Genomic DNA, 19,134 nt, shown 5'->3' with positions numbered 1-19,134 from the left:
CATGACATAAAATTGTCATGCTCTTTTGTTTTTCTTTAATATAAAATTTAACGATAAAAAAAAGTCTTTAAATGATATTTTTTTATTGTAAAACGATAAAACTTGTATTAAAATCAAAATCATAATAAATGAGTGAGGTGCTTTTGTTAAAAGGTAACAACCTTATTTTTAAAATTAGAGGAGGTATAACTATGAACATTAACAATTTGATTGTTAAAAATATGGATAACCCCCATGAGTTGGAGAAGATGTATAGAAAAGATCCGAAAGCTTTTAAAAAAGCATTCTCACAAGCATGGGACCAAAACCCTGATTCTCAAGTTCTAGGTGCTTGGTATGAAAGGTTGCATTTCAAGGAGAAAGTAAATAAAGAAAAAACATCTTTGTTTCAAAAAGGTTTCTTATTCATGGGCCTTTTAGCTATTCTGGCCGGCATAAGCACCAGGATCATTTTCCACTTTGTTGAGCAGGAAGCAATTGCTCCAATTAACTTGGCTTTTGGTGTAATTCCCTTTATTGCTGCTTATTTTGTTTACAATAATACTCCGAAAAAAAGTATTATTTATTCCCTTGCAGCGTTGTTCCTAATTTCCGGGTATTATCTTAATACGCTGCCAGTAAATTATAAAGACAGTACCATACTTGCGTATTTACATCTTCCTATATTTTTATGGGTCTTAGTAGGGCTTGCATTTACAGGAAATGAATATTCAAAAGGCAGTACAAGATTAGCCTATATTAAATTTAATTTAGAATATTGTCTTCTCTACGGGAGCATGGCAGTGAGCGGAATGATACTTGCGGTATTCACCATGCGTTTATTTAGCTTTGTTGACTTAGATATAGGAGAATTCTATTTTAGTAATGTTGTTTTATTTGGAGCAGCGGCTCTCGCTATTGTGACTGCATACTTAGTATCAATGAATCTTAAGCTTGCTAAAAATATTACACCATACATATCTAAAATTTTTAGTCCTCTCGTCCTGATTACCTTGCTTATCTATCTTATAACGGTAATTTGGGTCGGGAAAAATCCATTCTTGGATCGCAATTTCCTAATGGCCTTCAACGGAATACTGCTTGTCGTATTGGCTGTTACTATATTTTCTATCGTTGAGAGTGACTCGGACGAGAAAAAGAACATTTCAGATTATATAAATTTTTCCTTAATTGTTCTGGCGCTTATTATTGACACTGTCGCATTGTCAGCCATAGTATTCAGACTTTCTTCTTACGGGATTACACCTAATAGACTTGCTGTTTTAGGAGTAAACATACTGATTTGGGCAAATCTCATTTGGATTATGTTTGCCTATATGCGTTTCTTGCAAAATAAATCAGGACTAAAAGCTATCCAAGATGCCGTTACGAAGTATTTGCCAATATACGGACTTTGGGCAGCTTTCGTTATATTTACGTTTCCTATCATTTTTAATTAGAAAGGATCTGTTAATGCGGGAGTGGTGAGGGCTAATAATCATTGGGGGATGAACAAAACCCCCAATGATTAAAGTTTCACTTTATTACAATTGGTATTATTACGTTTGTAGTTTCGGTAATTTCATTTGTATTGATAAATAAGAAGCAAGTGTTGTATGTAATCTTTCCATAATAAAAACCGTCCCAAAATGGGACGGTTTTTATTATGCGTATTGCCGTTTTTTCTTAATAAGCAACAAAACTTGTGAAACAAAAGCTAGTACCGGTAACTCAATCAACGGTCCAATAACGAGTGCAAGTGCGATAAGAGGCTTGTCTGGAAAAGCTGTTACAGCGATAGCGAGTGCAACAGGTGAGTTTCTTGCTAACGTTGTTAAGCTTAGACTTACTGTATCTTTGTAAGATAAATGCATGATGCGCCCGATAAATTGTCCTAGTAAGAAATTAATGATGAAGAACAATAGAACAGGAACGAGTAATAATAAAACGACATTCATATTTTGCAGTAAATATTTACCTTGTGATGCAAACATCGCTACTATTGCTAAACTTAAAAATACAATTTGAGCAGAGCTGAAAAACGGAATGAGTTTATTCTCGAGAGTTTCAGCTTTTTTCATTTTATTCATAATGAACTTTGTAGCGTGTGCAAGTATAAATGGTAAGACGATTACGATAACAATACTTTCTACTAAAACAGAAATCGCTACAGTTTTCATGACACCAGCAAATAAAAATAAATAAATGGGAAGGAGCAGTACTTGCAAAATTAAATTTACAGGTAAAATTGCAGTAGAAAGTGCTACATTACCTTTCGCTATTTCAGTAAAGATTAAGTACCAATCTGTACATGGAGTAACCATTAACATTATAAATCCAACCCAAAGTGCTGGATGATCGGAAAGAAATAGTGCTCCTAACCCCCAAGCGAGTAAAGGTGTCCATAAGAAGTTAATAGTAAGACTTGTTCCAGCAAATTTTAAATTGCGAAATCCGTTTTTTATTTCTTTTAATGGAATGCTGAGGAATAATCCATATAGCATGAAAAATAAGAAGGGGACAATAAATTTGTCTGAATACGTATGTATCATATTAAATTGTCCGAGTACGATGCCGCATGTAACAGCAAAAAGAATAATAAAAGTTTGAATCTTTTCTATAGTGCTCATGAATAAATCCTTTCTATATATGAATTTTCCTCTCAAAGTTTATTATACAAGTAATAAAGATGTATTTGGTGTTCAATTGTATTTTAGTTAATATTTTTAATTTGAGATTTTATTTTTTATTAAAAGTTACTTGACTAAAGTAAGTGACTATATTACAATCACTTACATAAGGTAATTAAATAACAAAAAGTTGTGATAGCGTAACTTAAGGTATCTATTGGAACTTTTTCTTAGAATAAGAATTTTTATGATGATGAATAATGAATATGAAAAGAAAGATTAGGTGAAGAAAATGGGACTATTTAGCTCATTATTTGGTAAAAAAGAAGAAAATACGAATGTAGAGGGGAATAAAAAAATGTCAAAAGTATTATTTGTAAAAGCAAACGATCGTCCAGCGGAGCAAGCAGTTAGTTCAAAAATGTATGAAACATTTGTAAGTACTTATAAAGAAGCAAATCCAAATACAGAAATTACGGAATTAGATTTATTTGCATTAGATCTTCCTTATTACGGAAATATCGCGATTTCAGGTGGATATAAACGTAGCCAAGGCATGGAGTTAACTGCTGAAGAAGAGAAGGCAGTTGCTACAGTAGATCAATATTTAAATCAGTTTTTAGAAGCTGATAAGGTTGTATTTGCATTCCCATTATGGAACTTTACAGTACCAGCGCCATTAATCACATATATTTCATACTTATCTCAAGCTGGAAAAACGTTTAAATATACAGCAAATGGCCCAGAAGGTTTAGTTGGTGGTAAAAAAGTAGTTGTGTTAGGTGCTCGTGGTTCAGATTACTCTTCAGAGCAAATGGCTCCTATGGAAATGGCAGTTAATTACGTAACAACGGTACTTGGATTCTGGGGAATTACAAATCCAGAGACAGTTGTAATTGAAGGACACAATCAATATCCAGATCGTTCACAACAAATTGTTGAAGAAGGTCTAGAAAACGTTAAAAAAGTAGCAGCAAAATTTTAATTCATGATAGTAAATGGAAAAACCAACATGGATGACCATGTTGGTTTTTTAGTCTATTTTTCATGTTAAAAAATGTATATTTATAAAATAAAAGAAAAGTTCGAAAATAGTATTGCAAAATATTATATAGCAAACTATAATGAGTTCAAGAATAGTTGATACTTAAATTAAATATTCAGAAAATTCAATTAGTTAAAATTGGAAAATGAGATAAGGAAACTTGAATGGGGGTTATATTATGGCGAATAAAGTACCGTTTTCGTTCATAGTAGTTATTGGATTAATGTTATTTGCACTATTTTTTGGAGCGGGAAATTTAATTTTCCCAGCGATGCTTGGTCAATCAGCAGGAGAGAATGTATGGATTGCTAACGCTGGATTTTTAGTAACTGGTGTTGGATTACCATTACTAGGTGTGCTAGCATTTGGTTTTTCAGGTAAAGATGATTTGCAGTCGTTAGCTAGTCGTGCTCACCCAGTGTTTGGGATTGTGTTTACAACAGTTTTATACTTAGCGATTGGTCCGTTATTTGCAATACCGAGAACAGGAAATGTTTCTTATGAAATTGGTCTTAAACCGTTTATGCCAGAAGGAGTAGGTTCTACACCTTTAATTCTTTTCACAATTATATTCTTTAGTATCACTTGTTTTTTTTCGCTAAATCCCGCGAAAATTGTCGATATTGTTGGAAAAATCTTAACACCAATTAAGTTGACTTTCATCGGTATTTTAGTAATCGTTGCTTTTATACATCCGATTGGAGATATGCAAGCACCAGTGGAAGCTTATACATCACATGCATTCTTTAAAGGATTCCAAGAAGGATACTTAACGATGGATACGCTTGCATCATTCGTATTCGGGATTATCATTATCAATGCTATTAAAGAAAAAGGTGCGAAAACGAAAACACAAATTATGGTCGTTTGTGCAAAAGCGACAATTATTGCAGCATCTATTTTAGCAATTATCTATACAGCACTTTCTTATATGGGTGCTTCAAGTGTTGCAAAGCTTGGACATTTAGAGAACGGCGGAGAAGTATTAGCGAAAGTTTCTAACTACTATTTCGGATCATATGGCGGAGTATTATTAGGATTAATGATTACAGTAGCTTGTTTAACAACTAGTGTGGGACTTGTATCAGCATGTTCTTCATTCTTCCATAAGTTATTCCCAAATGTTCCTTACAAAGCAATTGCAATCACGCTATGTGTATTTAGTGCAATTGTTGCAAATGTAGGATTAACACAGTTAATCGCAGTTTCTGTTCCAGTATTAACAGCAATTTATCCACTAGCAATCGTATTGATTTTCTTAACATTCTTCCATTCATTATTCAAAGGAAGAGCTGAAGTTTATCAAGTGAGCTTAATCGTAACATTTATCATCAGCTTATTCGATGGATTAAGTGCAGCTGGAGTTAACATTGAAGTAGTAAGCCAAGTGTTCACTAAATTCCTTCCGATGCAGGAAGTAGGATTAGGCTGGATCTTCCCAGCGATTATCGGTGGATTTATCGGATATGGACTTAGCATTTTAAAAGTGAAAAACCAAGTTCAACCAGCAACTAGAGCGGATAAGAAAATAGGTTAAATAAAAAAAGTTATAGAACTTGTTTCTATAGCTTTTTTTGTTACTATTAATAATGAGAAAAAATAAAGTAGTAGGGGAAATAAAATGAAAAAAACAATTGATCATATCGGAATCGCAGTTCGTGATATAGATAGTACGATACGTTTTTATGAAAATGTGTTACTAGGAACTTTAATAGATCGTTACGTAAGTGAAGCTCCTGGTGTGGAAAGCGAAGTAGCCATTCTTGAAGTGGATGGAGATAGAATTGAATTACTTGCACCGACGAATAATACGACATCTCCAATTGCCCGTTTTATTAAACAAAAAGGTAAAGGTGTTCATCACGTTGCGTATCGTGTCGATGATTTAGATGTGGCTCTAGAAGAGTTAAAAGAACAAGGTATTCGGACATTAGAGCATACACTACGCATTAATAAGCACGGTAGAAGGTTAATTTATCTTAACCCAGCGGATACTGAAGGAACGATTATCGAGTATTGTGATTATCCGGAAGAGAAATAGAAGAGGGATATTTTTTTAAAGGTGTTACGTAATAACGTAATACCTTTTTATTTATGTATTTCACATTTTCTTCACAAATGATTCACGATAACTTTTCTTCTTTGATAACTTACATAAATATATTTTATGATATAATAACAATCGGCTTTAAAAATGTAAGTTGTATCTATCATAATAGTTACTATTATATTGGAAGTTTAGAGGTGGAAGAGAAATAAAGAGTTATACTTTCTAGAAGTTTATATTTAATCAGGTTAATATTTTGCCCAGAATCAAACTTTGGAAGTTAAAGTAATGAAAATAGAGCAATGAGGAAGAAAGAAGTGAAATGAGTGTGAAAGTAATGAAAAGGTTAGGGACATTGTTATTACTTGTGTGTGTGCTTATCATATTGATCCCGCAAAGTGCATCTGCTCATGCGTACGTTGTGAAATCAAACCCTACTGAAAATGAAACATTGAAGAAAGCACCATCTGTTGTAAAAATCGAATTCGATGAGGACATACAAGTTTCACGTTTTAATACATTGTACGTGAGAGATACATCAGGTAAAAGGGTCGATTTAAAAGATGCTCATATTGATAAAAAAAATAAAAAACTATTAGAAGCCGGATTAAAAGAAAACCTCAAAAATGGTCTCTACTCTATTCAGTGGAAAGCTATTTCAGCTGATGGACATCCAATTCAAGGGGTTATTCCATTCCGTATTGGATTAGCGGAAGCGGAAACAGACGATGTACAAGTGGAAGAGATGGGGTATGTTCCGCAAATTGATATGATCATGGAACGTGGAATTTTATATACAAGTTTCTCACTATTTATAGGAGTGCTATTCTTTAATCTTATTATGTATAAAGGGAATGCAACCTCGGTTCGATCAAGGAGTAAGAACATAATATGGATTTCCTTATTAGGGATATTTACTAGCTTGTTATTCAATCTACCACTGCAAGCGAAAATAAATGCTGATGTTTCATGGCTAGAAGCATTCAATCCTTTACTATTAAAAGAAACGTTACAGCTTTCTGTTTTTAGTTATGTTTGGATTACTCAAATGGTTCTCATTAGTTCGCTTATAATCGTTACGTATTTTGCGATGAGGCGTGAGAAGCTATCGTCTTTTAAAGTATGGAGTATTCCAATAGTGCTGTTTATTGGAATACTTGTTATGAAAGCATTTAATAGTCACGCATATGGTTTAAAGTTTAAAGATATTGCTGTTGTTATGGATTTTTTACATTTATTCGCAGCTTCATTATGGATTGGTGGTTTATCGTCTATTATTCTTCTGTTACGTAAAGAGGATAACAAATGGAAAATGTATTGGGATATGATTAAGCGTTTTTCACCGTGGGCAACATGCGCTGTCATTGTGATTTTAATAACAGGTCTTTTTAACAGTACATTTTTTATTCCAACAATCCACTCGTTATTTGATACGAAGTATGGATTAGCTTTACTAGCAAAGATACTTTTATTCGTTTTCATGGGGATATTGGGAATTATTCATTATGTGAAAGGGAAAATGAGAGCGGAGCAAGGATTAGGTGCTACGGTGAAAGTAGAGTTTATCATTGGAATTATCATTTTCGTCATCGTAGCTTTTATGACAAACGTACAAACACCACCGATGCCTCCTACTGGACCTTTTACAGAGAGTAAACAATTAGATAATGGATATGAAATGACGCTAAATGTAAGTCCTAATAGAGTAGGACAAAATATATTCCATATTACTTTAAAGGATGAGAACGGACAACCCGTTACTGATATGGAACAAATTATATTAACGACTCAATCGTTAGATATGAATATGGGAAAAGGATCATTTAAAGTTTCGGCAGTTTCACCGGGAGAATATGAAGCAGAAGGTATGTATATTAACATGACAGGAAACTGGAATATACAAGTACATGGATTAACGAAATCGCTTGATAGCTTCGATACGGATTATAAATTTATTGTAGGTGGCAGATAAAGTGAAACTTTAAGCAGCCCTCATCAATTGGGCTACCCGGCGAATAGCGGGATAAAGAGTAGGTATAGATAAAAAGGAGCTAATTGAAATTGGAACGTATAAAAAAATTAGGAACAACAATGATCGCAACAGCAATTACAATGGGAATGTTTTCGTTACCTGTTAGTGCGCACGTTACTGTGAAGCCAGCAACTTCTGACATCGGTTCTTGGGAGACTTACACGATAAAAGTACCAGTTGAAAAGAATATAGCAACAACAAAAGTTACACTGAAAATACCGTCTGGTGTGGAATTCCAACAGTATGAACCAGTGCCAGGGTGGAAAATGGAAGAGCAGAAAGATAATGCCGGAAAAGTGAAAACTGTAGTATGGGAAGCAATAGGAGAAGGGATTTTACCCGGTCAGTTCCAGCGATTTACTTTCGTCGCTAAAAATCCGGATAAAGAACAAAAAATAGCTTGGGATGCATATCAACAATATAAAGATGGAGAAATTGTTGAATGGACAGGCGATGAGAAAGCTGAAAAACCGCATTCACTTACTACAATTGCAAAAGGTACGTCATTAACAGGAGAACATGGTGAAGTATCTAATGTAGAAAAGAATGAAGGTACTAGTAATATGCAGTTGATAGCAATTGTTTTATCTATTTTGGCAATTGTATCTTCGGTAGGTGCGTGTGTTTTTGTAGTGCGTCGTAAAAAATAAGATATAAAAAAGAGCCTACAAATAGTAGGCTCTTTCTCATATTTATTTCACTTCAACCTGCTGCCTTACAGCAAGTGTTTTCGGCTTTATATTTACAAAACAAATGCTCACAACAATAAATAATAGGCCAATAAATAAGCTCATTGTAATGGCTTCATGTAAGAAGATTGAACTTACAATAATAGCGATAAGGGGAATAAGGAATGTATAAGCCCCTACTTTACTCGCTTCACCAGCTCCAACGAGTGTGAAGTATGCAAGCCACCCCATTGCAATAACAAAGAATGAAATAAAGAGTAGTACACTAACAAATGGCATACTCCAAGCAATACTAGACCAACTTTCAAATTCTGAGCCAAATCCGATTAAACAAAGACCACCGATAAGAAGCTGAATTGTTACCATCCAAATGGCATTCACACGGTGACCAGTCTTCTTAATGAATACTGTGCCAAGTGCCCAGCCAATAGCGCATCCTAACGCGAGAAGGATTCCAATAACAGAAATATGTCCTGTTAAACTGCTTGAGCTAATAACACCTACACCAATAAATCCGAGAACAAGCCCGAAAATTTTCAAGCCGTACATTGATTCTTCAAGCCATATCCACGAGAAAATACCGAGTAAAACTGGTTGTAGAAATACAATGGCGGAAAATAACCCAGCAGGCATATATTGAAGACCAACAGTTTGTAACCCGTAAAATATAATGATGTTAAGTAAAGAAGAAATAACGTATAAATGCCACGTTTCTTTTAAATGTAATTCTTTATATTTGGGTAGAGCGAAAAGGAGTAAAATGAATCCTCCAATTAAAGTTCGAACGCCTGCAAATAAAACGGGTGGTGTATAATGCAGGGCAAACTTAGATAAAGGCCAATTGATTCCCCACATGAAAACGAGAAAGGTAAGGATTATGGCCGTCTTAGTTCGAGAAAGCTGTGTCACGGTAAGACCTCCTTGTTATTATTCATTTCACTATGATATGATATCGAATGTAATAAATAAAATGAATCTTTTTTATAAGGAGTATAAGTGATTAGTTATGACTATTACACAACTGCAAGTATTAATAAAAACTATTGAGTTAGGTAGTTTTACGAAGGCTGCCAGGGTGTTAAATATGACGCAGCCAGCTGTAAGTCATGCCATTTCAAGTATTGAGTCAGAGTTAGGAGTTACGATTCTTATACGTGATAAACGACAAGGATTACTCGTTACGGATGTAGGAAACAGAATTCTTGTACATATTAGAGAGATTTTGAACGGTGTAGAGAAGATTGAACAAGAAGTTGCGATGGAGAAAGGACACGAAGTGGGGACGATTCGAATTGGGAGTTTTCCGAGTGCTTCTGCACATTTCTTACCGAAAATGATAAACCATTTTAAGGAGAAGTATCCGAGCTTAGAGGTCGTTCTTTGTGAAGGAACAATTAAAGAAGTTGAAGATTGGTTAATATCGAGGGTTGTTGATATAGGAATTGTTATTTTGCCTAATAAAGAGATGGAGATTGTCCCGTTAACGAAGGGAAAAATGGTTGCTATCTTAAGAGAGGATCATCCTCTTTGTAAGAAGGACTCTATTACAATTCGTGATTTGGAGAATGAACCGATCATATTATGTAAGGGCGGATACGAACCACCCATCATTGATATGTTTAAACAAGCCAACGTACCACTTCGGGCTGAGTATGTAATTTCTACCGTTACTACAGCTTTAAATATGATTCAAGAAGGATTAGGCATTGCAATATTAGCTGAATTATCTTTAACGAATTTACCACAGAATGTGCAAACGAGAGAATTGGAACCGCAAGTATGGAGAGAAATTGCTTTAGCTGTTCCTTCATTAAAGGATTCTTCAATCGCTGTACAGCTATTTATTGAAGAATTTCAAGCGCTATTTGCAGAATAAAAAGGGGTGTCTCATATATCATAATGGGGCACTTTTTAATTTACTTATAAAAAATCTATGAAAAGGATTGACTTATTTTTTAGTTGTAACTATAATGATTACATCGAGGTGGTGATTACGATGAAAATTAGTAGCCGCTTTTCCATAGCTGTTCATATTTTATCTATTTTGAAAAACAATCCATCTTCACTTTGTACTTCAGACTATATGGCTGAGAGTGTTAATACAAATCCAGTAGTCATTCGTAAAATCATGTCGTACTTGAAACAAGCTGGCTTTGTTTACGTAAATCGTGGACCGGGTGGCGCGGGATTACTAAAGGATTTACATGAAATCACATTGTTAGATGTGTATCATGCAGTGAACGTAGTCGAAGAAGACAAGCTATTTCATATTCACGAGCAACCGAATCCAGATTGTCCAATTGGGGCGAATATTCAAGCGGTGTTAGAAATTATTTTAATTCAAGCACAATCCGCGATGGAAGAAGTTTTGAGAAATATTACGATGGGGCAGTTGTTTGAAACTTTGCAAGAAAAAATGAATGCTTAAATAATATTTATATTTTTTTATCATTAATGTAACTGATTTGATTACAACGATAAGGTAAGGTGTAAAAGTTATGACTGTAAAAATGAAAGTATACTCAGATTTTATATGTCCGTTTTGTTTTTTAGCAAAAGGTCCATTAGATGAGGTAGCGAAAGAGAAAGATGTAGAGATTGAATGGATGCCATTTGAATTACGTCCAAGTCCATATTCAAAAATAGATCCATGGAATGAACCAGAAAAATTAGGTTCATGGGATGCTTTCATTCTTCCGACAGCGAAGAAGTTAGGAATTGATATGCGCTTGCCACGTGTTTCACCACATCCATATACACATTTAGCTTTCGAAGGATGTCAATTTGCGAAAGAACGTGGACTAGGTAATGAGTATCATCACCGCGTATTCACAGCATTTTTCCAAGAAGAGCAAAACATTGAAGATATTGATGTGTTAACAAAATTAGCGGTAGAAGTAGGACTTCCTGAGGCGGAATTTAAAGATGCTTTAGTAACTCGTAAATATAAAGAAAAGCATCAAGAAGCAATTCAACACGCATATGATGAAGCGAATATTATGGCTGTTCCAACTGTCATGATTGGAGATGAAGTCATTCAAGGGCTTGCTAGTAAAGAAACACTAGAAAGGGTCATTGATAAAGAAATTGAAAAGGATAAAACAAATTCATTTGAAGGTATGCAATGTAATACCGATGGATATTGCTAATTCGCTTGTTATGAAATAACAAAATAAATTATAAAACAAACATTTGGAGGAATTAAAATGTCAGCAACTACAACAAACTTAAAAGAAGCAATCGTGAACCGCCGTTCAATTCGTAAAGTAACAAAAAACGATGCAATTACGAAAGAAAGAATTGAAGAAGTGTTAAAAACAGCTTTACACGCACCAACATCTTTCAATATGCAAAGTGGTCGTATGGTTGTATTAATGGATGGAGAGCATGAAAAGTTTTGGGATATCGTTAAAGAAACACTAAGAGCACGCGTACCAGCAGAAAACTTTGAAGCGACTGTAGAAAGACTAAAAGGCTTCCATGCAGGTGTAGGAACAGTTCTATTCTTTGAAGATCAAGCAACTGTAGAAAAAATGCAAGAAAATGCCCCATTATACAAAGATCAGTTTCCATTCTGGTCTCATCAAGGAAATGCGATGTTACAACATACTGTGTGGATGCTATTATCTGCTGAAGGAATTGGGGCGTCATTACAACATTACAACCCAATCGTAGATGCTGAAGTGAAAGAAACTTGGAACATTCCGGCAGAGTGGAGCTTAGTAGGTCAAATGCCATTTGGTGAACCAAACGAACAACCAGCAGAAAGAACGTTCTTGCCTACTGAAGATGTAGTGAAATTTTATTAAGAAATACAATATGTAACGAGAAGGAAGCTGTGCTTAAAAACAGCTTCCTTTTTTGTAGTGGTGTTAATTTATGCGCATTTAGGGAAGAAATATAAGAAATAATACGGTGAGAAGGGAATTAGAAAAATGAATGATGAGAAAAAATATACAGTGGTAGGTACTGATGTTGAGGAAGTAAAGCGTTTAAATAAAAATTCAGGATTAACGTATAATCAAGTGAAAGAAATGTTAGCAAAGCAAATGCAAAAAAAGAAGTAATTAGATTGAAATCTTTCATTTTTTCATTTAGCATTTTGATTGGAGAGAGTTAAGTAAAAGGTAACTCTCTTTTTTGTATAGCTAAGCATCTTATAGAGTGGAGGAAGCAACATGAAGAAATGGGTAAAGGTAACGCTGTCTATCACTGGAGGCATTGTCTTATTAGCGTGTGCCGGCGGATATTACGTGTATAAAAATTATTTTCCAAAGGAACCTGAGCGTATTGTATATGATAAAGAAAGAGTGCTACAACCGATACATAATCAGCTTAAAGGAATCAATATAAAAAATGTAAAGATAAAAGAAAGAGAAGTCGTAAATGCGACTGTAGATGAGCTTCAAAAAATGATTGATGATGGAAAGTTGTCATATGAAGAATTAACGAGTATTTATCTCTTTAGAATACAAGAACATGATCAAAATGGAATAACATTAAATTCTGTTACAGAGATAAATCCTAATGCGATGGAAGAAGCAAGAGAGTTAGATCAAGAGCGGGGTAGAAACAAAAATTCGAATTTATATGGTATTCCTGTCGTTGTAAAAGATAATGTACAGACGGAAAAAGTGATGCCGACTAGTGCAGGAACTTATGTATTAAAAGATTGGATTGCAGATCAAGACGCAACAATTGTGAAGCAGTTGAAAGAAGAAGGAGCATTTGTTTTAGGAAAAGCGAATATGTCTGAGTGGGCGAACTATTTATCTTTTACAATGCCAAGCGGGTATAGCGGGAAGAAAGGACAAAATTTAAACCCGTACGGTCCGATTACATTCGATACTTCAGGATCAAGTTCAGGATCTGCTACAGTAGTTGCAGCAGATTTTGCGCCGCTTGCAATTGGAACAGAAACGACGGGATCGATTGTTGCACCAGCGGCGCAGCAATCAGTAGTTGGGTTACGTCCATCTTTAGGTATGGTAAGTAGAACAGGAATTATTCCATTAGCTGAAACTCTTGATACAGCAGGACCTATGGCAAGAACAGTAAAAGATGTAGCAACGTTATTTAATGCAATGATAGGTTATGACGAAAAAGATGTTATGACAGAAAAAATGAAAGATAAAGAAAGAATTGATTATACAAAGGATTTATCAATAGATGGATTAAAAGGGAAAAAGATAGGGCTTCTTTTTTCTGTAGACCAACAAGATGAAAATAGAAAAGTAGTAGTAGAAAAAATTAGAAAAGACCTTCAAGATGCAGGTGCGATATTAACTGATAATATCCAGTTAAGTGCTGAGGGTGTAGATAATTTGCAAACATTAGAATATGAGTTCAAGCATAATGTAAACGACTATCTTTCACAGCAAAAGAATGTACCGGTAAAATCGTTAGAAGAGATTATAGCGTTTAATAAAAAGGATAGTAAAAGACGAATAAAATACGGACAAACATTAATTGAAGGGTCTGAAAAATCTGCTATAACGAAAGAAGAGTTTGAAAACGTAGTGCAAACGAGTCAAGAAAATGCAAGAAAAGAGCTAGATAGGTATTTAGTAGAAAAAGGTTTGGATGCTCTAGTTATGATTAATAACGATGAAGTCCTTCTATCAGCTGTAGCTGGTTATCCGGAATTAGCGGTTCCTGCTGGATATGATAAAAATGGAGAACCAATCGGTGTAGTGTTTGTAGGGAAACAGTTTGGTGAAAAAGAGCTTTTCAATATTGGATATGCGTATGAACAGCAGTCTAAAAATAGAAAATCACCTAGTTTATAAAAGATTATATGAAAAATAACTGCCACCGAAATTATGTTGGTGGATTCCAGTTAAACGAATCTAACAATATGAAAAGAAAAAAAGGATTCTTCTCAATTAGTAAGAAAGATTGTCTATAGGAGTTCATAAAATGTAATATATTCAATTTCCATCCATTGAAGGGGGGGTTAATTCTTAATGAATGAAGTAAAGAGTTTTTTTCGAAGTAGAGGGTTTCAACGGTTTCTCGTTTTAATAATAGTAGCGCTTGTATTATACGCATTAAAAAGTATGATTAATTTAATATTAATTACGTTTATACTGACGTTTTTAATGGATCGATTTCAACGTTTTATTTCAAGAAAATTGAAAGTAAACCGGAAAATTGTTATTGCATGTTTATATATAATACTAGTTTCCTTTATAGGCACAACATTATATAAATATTTACCTGTGCTGACGATACAAATTTCACAATTAATTTATCAATTTAAACTGTTTTTTCAAAATCCACCTGATAATGAAATCGTTAAATATGCACTTTCGACAATTAATGGGATGGAAGTATCAAAATATATAGAACAAGGTGTAGACGTCATATATCAATCAATAGCAAATATAGGAAAGGTAAGTTTACAAATATTATTATCTCTAATTTTAAGCTTATTTTTCTTATTAGAAAAAGAGCGTATTATTACATTTACATCAAAGTTTAAAGATAGTAAGTTAAAAATCTTTTATGGAGAAATTGCATATTTTGGTGAAAGATTTGCAAGATCGTTCGGCAAAGTAATTGAGGCTCAGTTTTTAATTGCCGTTGTAAATTGTATTCTTACTGTCATTGCATTAATCGTTTTAGGATTTCCACAGCTACTTGTATTAGCTGTTATGATTTTCTTACTAGGGTTGATTCCTGTTGCAGGTGTGATTATTTCTTTGTTTCCACTTTGTATCATTGCTTACAACGTAGGCGGAGTTATGTACGTAGTATACATACTCGTATTCATAACAGTAATCCATGCTCTTGAAAGTTATTTTTTAAATCCGAAGTTTATGTCTGCAAAAACAAATTTACCAATATTCTACACATTTATGATTCTTATCTTCTCAGAGCATTTCCTTGGAATATGGGGGCTTATTATCGGGATACCAATCTTTATCTTTTTATTAGATGTACTTGATATAAATAATGAGGATGCGACTAAAAAATAAGAAATGATAGAAAATCACTAAAAAGTCATAGGAGATAATGAAAATAAAAAGCAATCCAAAATAAATTGGATTGCTTTTTATCTTAATTAAAGAACCGGAGCCATTGTTTCTTTCAATACTTGAACAGAGTGGTCGAATTTTAATTCTTCATCTTCACTTAATTCAACCTCTAAAATTTCACGAACACCGCCGCGATTTAAAACAGCAGGTACCCCGATATAAACATCTTTTTGACCGTATTGACCTTCTAAGTAAGCTGATACAGTTAATACACTATTTTCGTCGTTTAAAATTGCTTTTGTAACACGTAGAAGTGACATACCGATACCATAATAAGTTGCGCCTTTACGCTCAATAATATGGTAAGCTGCATCACGGACGTTTATGAAAATTTTGTCTAAATCTTCTTGATTATACGTGTTGTCTTTTTCAAGCAGTGTTTGTAGTTTTTGGATACCAACGGAAACATGGCTCCAAACTGGAAGTTCAGTATCGCCGTGTTCTCCGATAATATAAGCGTGAATGTTGTGTGGACCAATATCGAAGTACTCACCTAACATATAGCGGAAACGAGCAGAATCAAGCGTTGTACCAGAACCGATTACACGTTCTTTCGGTAAACCAGATTCTTTCCAAGTTACGTAAGTTAAAATATCTACAGGGTTTGTTGCGATTAAGAAGATGCCATCAAATCCGCTATCCATAATACTGCGAACGATTTGTTTGAAGATTTTAGCGTTTTTCTCAACTAAATCTAAACGTGTTTCGCCTGGTTTTTGTGGTAATCCAGCTGTAATAACTACAAGGTCAGCATCTTTACAATCTTCGTAGCTGCCTTTCCATACTCTAGTTGGAGCTGGTGCGAATGGAACAGCATGACTTAAGTCCATTGCTTCCCCTTCAGCTTTTGCCTCATTTACATCGACTAAAACAAATTCTTCAGCTACAGCCTGGTTAATCATGCAGTAAGCATAACTACATCCAACTGCTCCTGTTCCTACTAATACAACACGGTTAATACCTTTTTTCATTTCAAAATTCCTCGCAATTTCATTGATTTTATTATGTAAGATAATACGTCTTACTTCTATAGAGTCATATCTAGTTTATTACATTTTATAAAAGATATTCAAGTATTTGAAAATGTATCCGTGCAAATCCGCGAACAAAACATAGGAATTCAGTGAACCGAATATAATTCAGTAAAATCCTTTGTAAAAGGGGAAATGGCATGGGGAATCCATTAGCAATGGAAGAAATGCTTCATATTATTCATGCAGGGCTTGTTAAAAAGAATAACCCAAAACGGATTACGATTGCAGGTGCAGGGATTTCTGGATTAGTTGCAGGTTCTTTATTAAAAGAGGCTGGGCACGAAGTAACGATTATAGAAGCAAATAACAGAATAGGTGGCAGAGTGTATACGATTCGGGAACCATTTAGTGTGGGTTTATATTTTAATGCGGGACCGATGAGAATCCCTGACACCCATAAGTTAACCTTAGCGTATATTCATAAATTTAAACTACCTTTAAACCTTTTTATAAATAAAACTTTTGCAGATATCATTTATACGAATAACATTCAAACGAGATTGAATGTGTTTGAAAATGATCCAAGTGTACTTGAATATCCAGTTTTGGATAAAGAAAGAGGAAAAACGGCAGAAGAGCTAATGATTGAAGTATTAGAACCAATACTAAATTACATTAAGAAGGATCCTGATAAAAACTGGCTTATCGTTGAAAAAAAGTATAAAACGTATTCGCTTGGTTCATTTTTAATGGAGTATTATTCAGATGGTGCGATAGATATGATTGGGGTACTTCTTGATATGGAAGCTTATATGGGAATGTCCTTAATTGAAGTATTACGTGAAATGATTTTCTTTACTTCAACAACGAAATATTATGAAATAACTGGTGGAATGGATAAGTTATCGAATGCATTCTTACCACAATTAAGGGGACATATTTTAATGCCGTATAAGGTTGATAAAATTATACAAGAAGATAATAAAGTAATGTTACAAGGAAATCATGAACAAACGTTAGAGCAATTTACAATAACAAGTGATTTTGCTATTATTACAATTCCATTTTCAGCGTTAAGATTTGTAGAAGTTCAGCCATACTATTTATTCTCTTATTTTAAAAAAAGAGCAATTCGTGAATTAAATTATATTGCTGCAACTAAAATTGCAATAGAGTTTAAAAGTAGATTTTGGGAGAAAGCGGGACAGTGTGGCGGTAAATCTATTACTGATTTACCGATACGGTTTACATACTATCCGAGTTATGGCATTCATACTCCAGGACCAGCTATCGTTATAGCAAGTTATACGTGGGCAGATGAGGCGTTAACATGGGATAGTCTCCCGCAAAGAGATCGTATTCGGTACGCATTAAAAAATTTAGCGGAAATATACGGTGACATCGTCTATAGTGAGTTTGTCACTGGAACATCTTTTAGCTGGAGTGAAAATCCGTATTCTTGCGGTGCATTTACAGCTTTCGAACCAGGCCAAGAGCTCGAGTTATTTCCGTATATTACACCACCATCTGGAAAAGTACATTTTGCAGGAGAGCATACGACATTAACACATGGATGGATGCAAGGGGCAATTGAGTCTGGAGTTAGAGTTGCATATGAAGTAAATGAACAGTGAATCTCTTATATTTACAAATGGTCATTCTTTTAATAAAATGATAAATATAAATCGTAATTATTACGCTTTGAATACATTTGAAGTAAAGAAATGGATGGTCGGTTGAATGAATAAAGTGGAGATTCATATATTAGGTGGTTTTTTAGGTAGTGGAAAATCAACATTATTACAAAATTTATTGTTAGCAGAGAAAAAGAAGAATAGAAAAGTTGCAGTATTAATGAATGAAATTGGTGAATACTCAGTAGATACAGATATTATTGGAAAAGAGAATGTTTTAAGAGAACTTCTTAAAGGATGTATTTGTTGTACGTTAAAAGAAGAGCTTGAAATACAATTACATTCGTTATACCAACAAGAAAGACCAGATGTAATTTATATAGAAACGACAGGTGTTGCGCATCCAATTGAAGTGTTAGACGCGTGTGTCTCGCCAATTTTAGCTCCTTTTCTGGAAGTGAAATCAATTGTAGTCGTTTTAGATGCAGTAAGGTGGTTAAATCGAAGTATATTAAGTGCAAATGTACAACAGCTATTGCATGAGCAACTGAAATTTGGTAGTCACATTCTTGTTAATAAAGCAGATTTACTAACAGATGAAGATAAGAATACAGTATTTGAAGAAGTAAAGGCAATAAATGATCATGCGAAAATGTATGAGACAAAGTATTGTAATATATCTTTAAAAGATATAGAAGAAGCAGAATTTCCAAATGATGAGGAACACGAGACACTACATGTCAAACAGCATTTACATATACAAACAATGACATATCAATTTACGAAACCGATTGATCAAGACAAATTATATGAATGGCTTTCGAATTTACCAGATAGTATTTATCGAGTGAAAGGTTTTGTGAAATTCCATGGAGATAAATACCCTCACCTATTCCAATATTCGTTCGGAGTACCAACTTTATTAGAACAAGACTTCGGTTTCCCGACAAACTTAGTAGTAATAGGAGAAGGACTAGATAAGAAACAATTGGCTGAAGGGTTAGAGAAAGTAGAACTTAACTCTAATTAAGGGGAAAAGACTAACTTAAAAATAAGTTAGTCTT

Annotated in this window: 18 protein-coding genes; 15 read left to right on the top strand and 3 right to left on the bottom strand. The window is 34.1% G+C overall.

Features of this window, described 5'->3' with window-relative positions:
- Positions 1-191: 191 nt before the first annotated feature.
- A complete protein-coding gene (locus ACTFR3_RS07435; protein WP_440044322.1) occupies positions 192-1,439 on the top strand; it encodes a DUF4153 domain-containing protein in 1,248 nt (415 codons plus the stop codon).
- Between the two features lie 204 nt (positions 1,440-1,643).
- On the opposite strand, the gene ACTFR3_RS07430 is transcribed toward ACTFR3_RS07435, so the two are convergent.
- Positions 1,644-2,609, bottom strand: a complete 966-nt coding sequence (locus ACTFR3_RS07430) for an arsenic resistance protein (RefSeq protein ID WP_414208948.1) — start codon at positions 2,607-2,609, stop codon at positions 1,644-1,646.
- A 292-nt stretch (positions 2,610-2,901) separates the two neighbouring features.
- Between ACTFR3_RS07430 and ACTFR3_RS07425 the strand changes: the two genes are divergently transcribed.
- The 5 genes from ACTFR3_RS07425 to ACTFR3_RS07405 all read left to right on the top strand — a co-directional run bounded on the left by ACTFR3_RS07425 (position 2,902) and on the right by ACTFR3_RS07405 (position 8,383).
- On the top strand, positions 2,902-3,594 hold the full coding sequence (locus tag ACTFR3_RS07425; RefSeq protein WP_000522528.1) for an FMN-dependent NADH-azoreductase: 693 nt from the start codon (positions 2,902-2,904) through the stop codon (positions 3,592-3,594).
- A gap of 238 nt (positions 3,595-3,832) precedes the next feature.
- Positions 3,833-5,191 (top strand): branched-chain amino acid transport system II carrier protein, encoded by a 1,359-nt coding sequence (brnQ, locus tag ACTFR3_RS07420; RefSeq protein WP_001284786.1) that lies wholly within the window; start codon positions 3,833-3,835, stop codon positions 5,189-5,191.
- An 84-nt stretch (positions 5,192-5,275) separates the two neighbouring features.
- Positions 5,276-5,695, top strand: coding sequence for a VOC family protein (locus tag ACTFR3_RS07415; protein WP_000750850.1), 420 nt, complete (start codon positions 5,276-5,278; stop codon positions 5,693-5,695).
- 328 nt (positions 5,696-6,023) lie between these two features.
- Positions 6,024-7,673: a copper resistance CopC/CopD family protein gene (locus ACTFR3_RS07410; protein WP_440044321.1), complete on the top strand. Its 1,650-nt coding sequence runs from the start codon at positions 6,024-6,026 to the stop codon at positions 7,671-7,673.
- An 89-nt stretch (positions 7,674-7,762) separates the two neighbouring features.
- Entirely contained in the window at positions 7,763-8,383 is a 621-nt protein-coding gene (locus tag ACTFR3_RS07405) for a YcnI family copper-binding membrane protein (RefSeq protein ID WP_000439685.1), read from the top strand.
- Positions 8,384-8,425: 42 nt separating this feature from the next.
- Here the strand turns inward: ACTFR3_RS07405 and ACTFR3_RS07400 are convergent, their stop codons facing one another.
- Positions 8,426-9,331 carry a DMT family transporter gene (locus ACTFR3_RS07400; protein WP_000192812.1) on the bottom strand — a complete coding sequence of 302 codons (906 nt, stop codon included), beginning with the start codon at positions 9,329-9,331 and terminating at the stop codon, positions 8,426-8,428.
- A 97-nt stretch (positions 9,332-9,428) separates the two neighbouring features.
- Between ACTFR3_RS07400 and ACTFR3_RS07395 the strand changes: the two genes are divergently transcribed.
- The 7 genes from ACTFR3_RS07395 to ACTFR3_RS07365 all read left to right on the top strand — a co-directional run bounded on the left by ACTFR3_RS07395 (position 9,429) and on the right by ACTFR3_RS07365 (position 15,402).
- Positions 9,429-10,298 carry a LysR family transcriptional regulator gene (locus ACTFR3_RS07395; protein WP_000156743.1) on the top strand — a complete coding sequence of 290 codons (870 nt, stop codon included), beginning with the start codon at positions 9,429-9,431 and terminating at the stop codon, positions 10,296-10,298.
- A gap of 120 nt (positions 10,299-10,418) precedes the next feature.
- Positions 10,419-10,850, top strand: a complete 432-nt coding sequence (locus ACTFR3_RS07390) for an Rrf2 family transcriptional regulator (protein ID WP_000704073.1) — start codon at positions 10,419-10,421, stop codon at positions 10,848-10,850.
- 70 nt (positions 10,851-10,920) lie between these two features.
- On the top strand, positions 10,921-11,571 hold the full coding sequence (locus tag ACTFR3_RS07385; protein WP_000216673.1) for a DsbA family oxidoreductase: 651 nt from the start codon (positions 10,921-10,923) through the stop codon (positions 11,569-11,571).
- A gap of 57 nt (positions 11,572-11,628) precedes the next feature.
- Positions 11,629-12,231 (top strand): nitroreductase family protein, encoded by a 603-nt coding sequence (locus tag ACTFR3_RS07380; RefSeq protein ID WP_001277021.1) that lies wholly within the window; start codon positions 11,629-11,631, stop codon positions 12,229-12,231.
- 126 nt (positions 12,232-12,357) lie between these two features.
- Positions 12,358-12,489, top strand: coding sequence for a hypothetical protein (locus ACTFR3_RS07375; RefSeq protein ID WP_000997344.1), 132 nt, complete (start codon positions 12,358-12,360; stop codon positions 12,487-12,489).
- 111 nt (positions 12,490-12,600) lie between these two features.
- The gene (locus ACTFR3_RS07370; RefSeq protein WP_440044320.1) at positions 12,601-14,211 is read left to right on the top strand and encodes an amidase family protein; all 1,611 of its coding nucleotides are present in this window, start codon (positions 12,601-12,603) and stop codon (positions 14,209-14,211) included.
- 177 nt (positions 14,212-14,388) lie between these two features.
- Positions 14,389-15,402 carry an AI-2E family transporter gene (locus tag ACTFR3_RS07365; protein ID WP_048518828.1) on the top strand — a complete coding sequence of 338 codons (1,014 nt, stop codon included), beginning with the start codon at positions 14,389-14,391 and terminating at the stop codon, positions 15,400-15,402.
- 86 nt (positions 15,403-15,488) lie between these two features.
- On the opposite strand, the gene ACTFR3_RS07360 is transcribed toward ACTFR3_RS07365, so the two are convergent.
- Positions 15,489-16,433, bottom strand: a complete 945-nt coding sequence (locus tag ACTFR3_RS07360) for an L-lactate dehydrogenase (protein ID WP_000715321.1) — start codon at positions 16,431-16,433, stop codon at positions 15,489-15,491.
- 200 nt (positions 16,434-16,633) lie between these two features.
- On the opposite strand from ACTFR3_RS07360, the gene ACTFR3_RS07355 reads away from it, so the two are divergent.
- Both ACTFR3_RS07355 and ACTFR3_RS07350 read left to right on the top strand, forming a co-directional pair.
- A complete protein-coding gene (locus ACTFR3_RS07355) occupies positions 16,634-18,070 on the top strand; it encodes a flavin monoamine oxidase family protein (protein WP_440044319.1) in 1,437 nt (478 codons plus the stop codon).
- 106 nt (positions 18,071-18,176) lie between these two features.
- Positions 18,177-19,100 carry a CobW family GTP-binding protein gene (locus tag ACTFR3_RS07350; RefSeq protein ID WP_001044939.1) on the top strand — a complete coding sequence of 308 codons (924 nt, stop codon included), beginning with the start codon at positions 18,177-18,179 and terminating at the stop codon, positions 19,098-19,100.
- Positions 19,101-19,134: the final 34 nt, after the last annotated feature.

Source organism: Bacillus cereus group sp. MYBK14-1 (genome assembly GCF_051916885.1).
GTDB lineage: Bacteria > Bacillota > Bacilli > Bacillales > Bacillaceae_G > Bacillus_A > Bacillus_A cereus.
Note: the sequence above shows the minus strand (reverse complement) of the source record. Positions and strands in the feature narration are given on the sequence as shown.

Coding starts and splice junctions, on each gene's coding strand:
- ACTFR3_RS07435 (WP_440044322.1), top strand. CDS start 192: ATGAACATTAACAATTTGATTGTTAAAAATATGGATAACCCCCATGAG.
- ACTFR3_RS07430 (WP_414208948.1), bottom strand. CDS start 2,609: ATGAGCACTATAGAAAAGATTCAAACTTTTATTATTCTTTTTGCTGTT.
- ACTFR3_RS07425 (WP_000522528.1), top strand. CDS start 2,902: ATGGGACTATTTAGCTCATTATTTGGTAAAAAAGAAGAAAATACGAAT.
- brnQ (WP_001284786.1), top strand. CDS start 3,833: ATGGCGAATAAAGTACCGTTTTCGTTCATAGTAGTTATTGGATTAATG.
- ACTFR3_RS07415 (WP_000750850.1), top strand. CDS start 5,276: ATGAAAAAAACAATTGATCATATCGGAATCGCAGTTCGTGATATAGAT.
- ACTFR3_RS07410 (WP_440044321.1), top strand. CDS start 6,024: ATGAGTGTGAAAGTAATGAAAAGGTTAGGGACATTGTTATTACTTGTG.
- ACTFR3_RS07395 (WP_000156743.1), top strand. CDS start 9,429: ATGACTATTACACAACTGCAAGTATTAATAAAAACTATTGAGTTAGGT.
- ACTFR3_RS07390 (WP_000704073.1), top strand. CDS start 10,419: ATGAAAATTAGTAGCCGCTTTTCCATAGCTGTTCATATTTTATCTATT.
- ACTFR3_RS07385 (WP_000216673.1), top strand. CDS start 10,921: ATGACTGTAAAAATGAAAGTATACTCAGATTTTATATGTCCGTTTTGT.
- ACTFR3_RS07380 (WP_001277021.1), top strand. CDS start 11,629: ATGTCAGCAACTACAACAAACTTAAAAGAAGCAATCGTGAACCGCCGT.
- ACTFR3_RS07375 (WP_000997344.1), top strand. CDS start 12,358: ATGAATGATGAGAAAAAATATACAGTGGTAGGTACTGATGTTGAGGAA.
- ACTFR3_RS07370 (WP_440044320.1), top strand. CDS start 12,601: ATGAAGAAATGGGTAAAGGTAACGCTGTCTATCACTGGAGGCATTGTC.
- ACTFR3_RS07365 (WP_048518828.1), top strand. CDS start 14,389: ATGAATGAAGTAAAGAGTTTTTTTCGAAGTAGAGGGTTTCAACGGTTT.
- ACTFR3_RS07360 (WP_000715321.1), bottom strand. CDS start 16,433: ATGAAAAAAGGTATTAACCGTGTTGTATTAGTAGGAACAGGAGCAGTT.
- ACTFR3_RS07355 (WP_440044319.1), top strand. CDS start 16,634: ATGGGGAATCCATTAGCAATGGAAGAAATGCTTCATATTATTCATGCA.
- ACTFR3_RS07350 (WP_001044939.1), top strand. CDS start 18,177: ATGAATAAAGTGGAGATTCATATATTAGGTGGTTTTTTAGGTAGTGGA.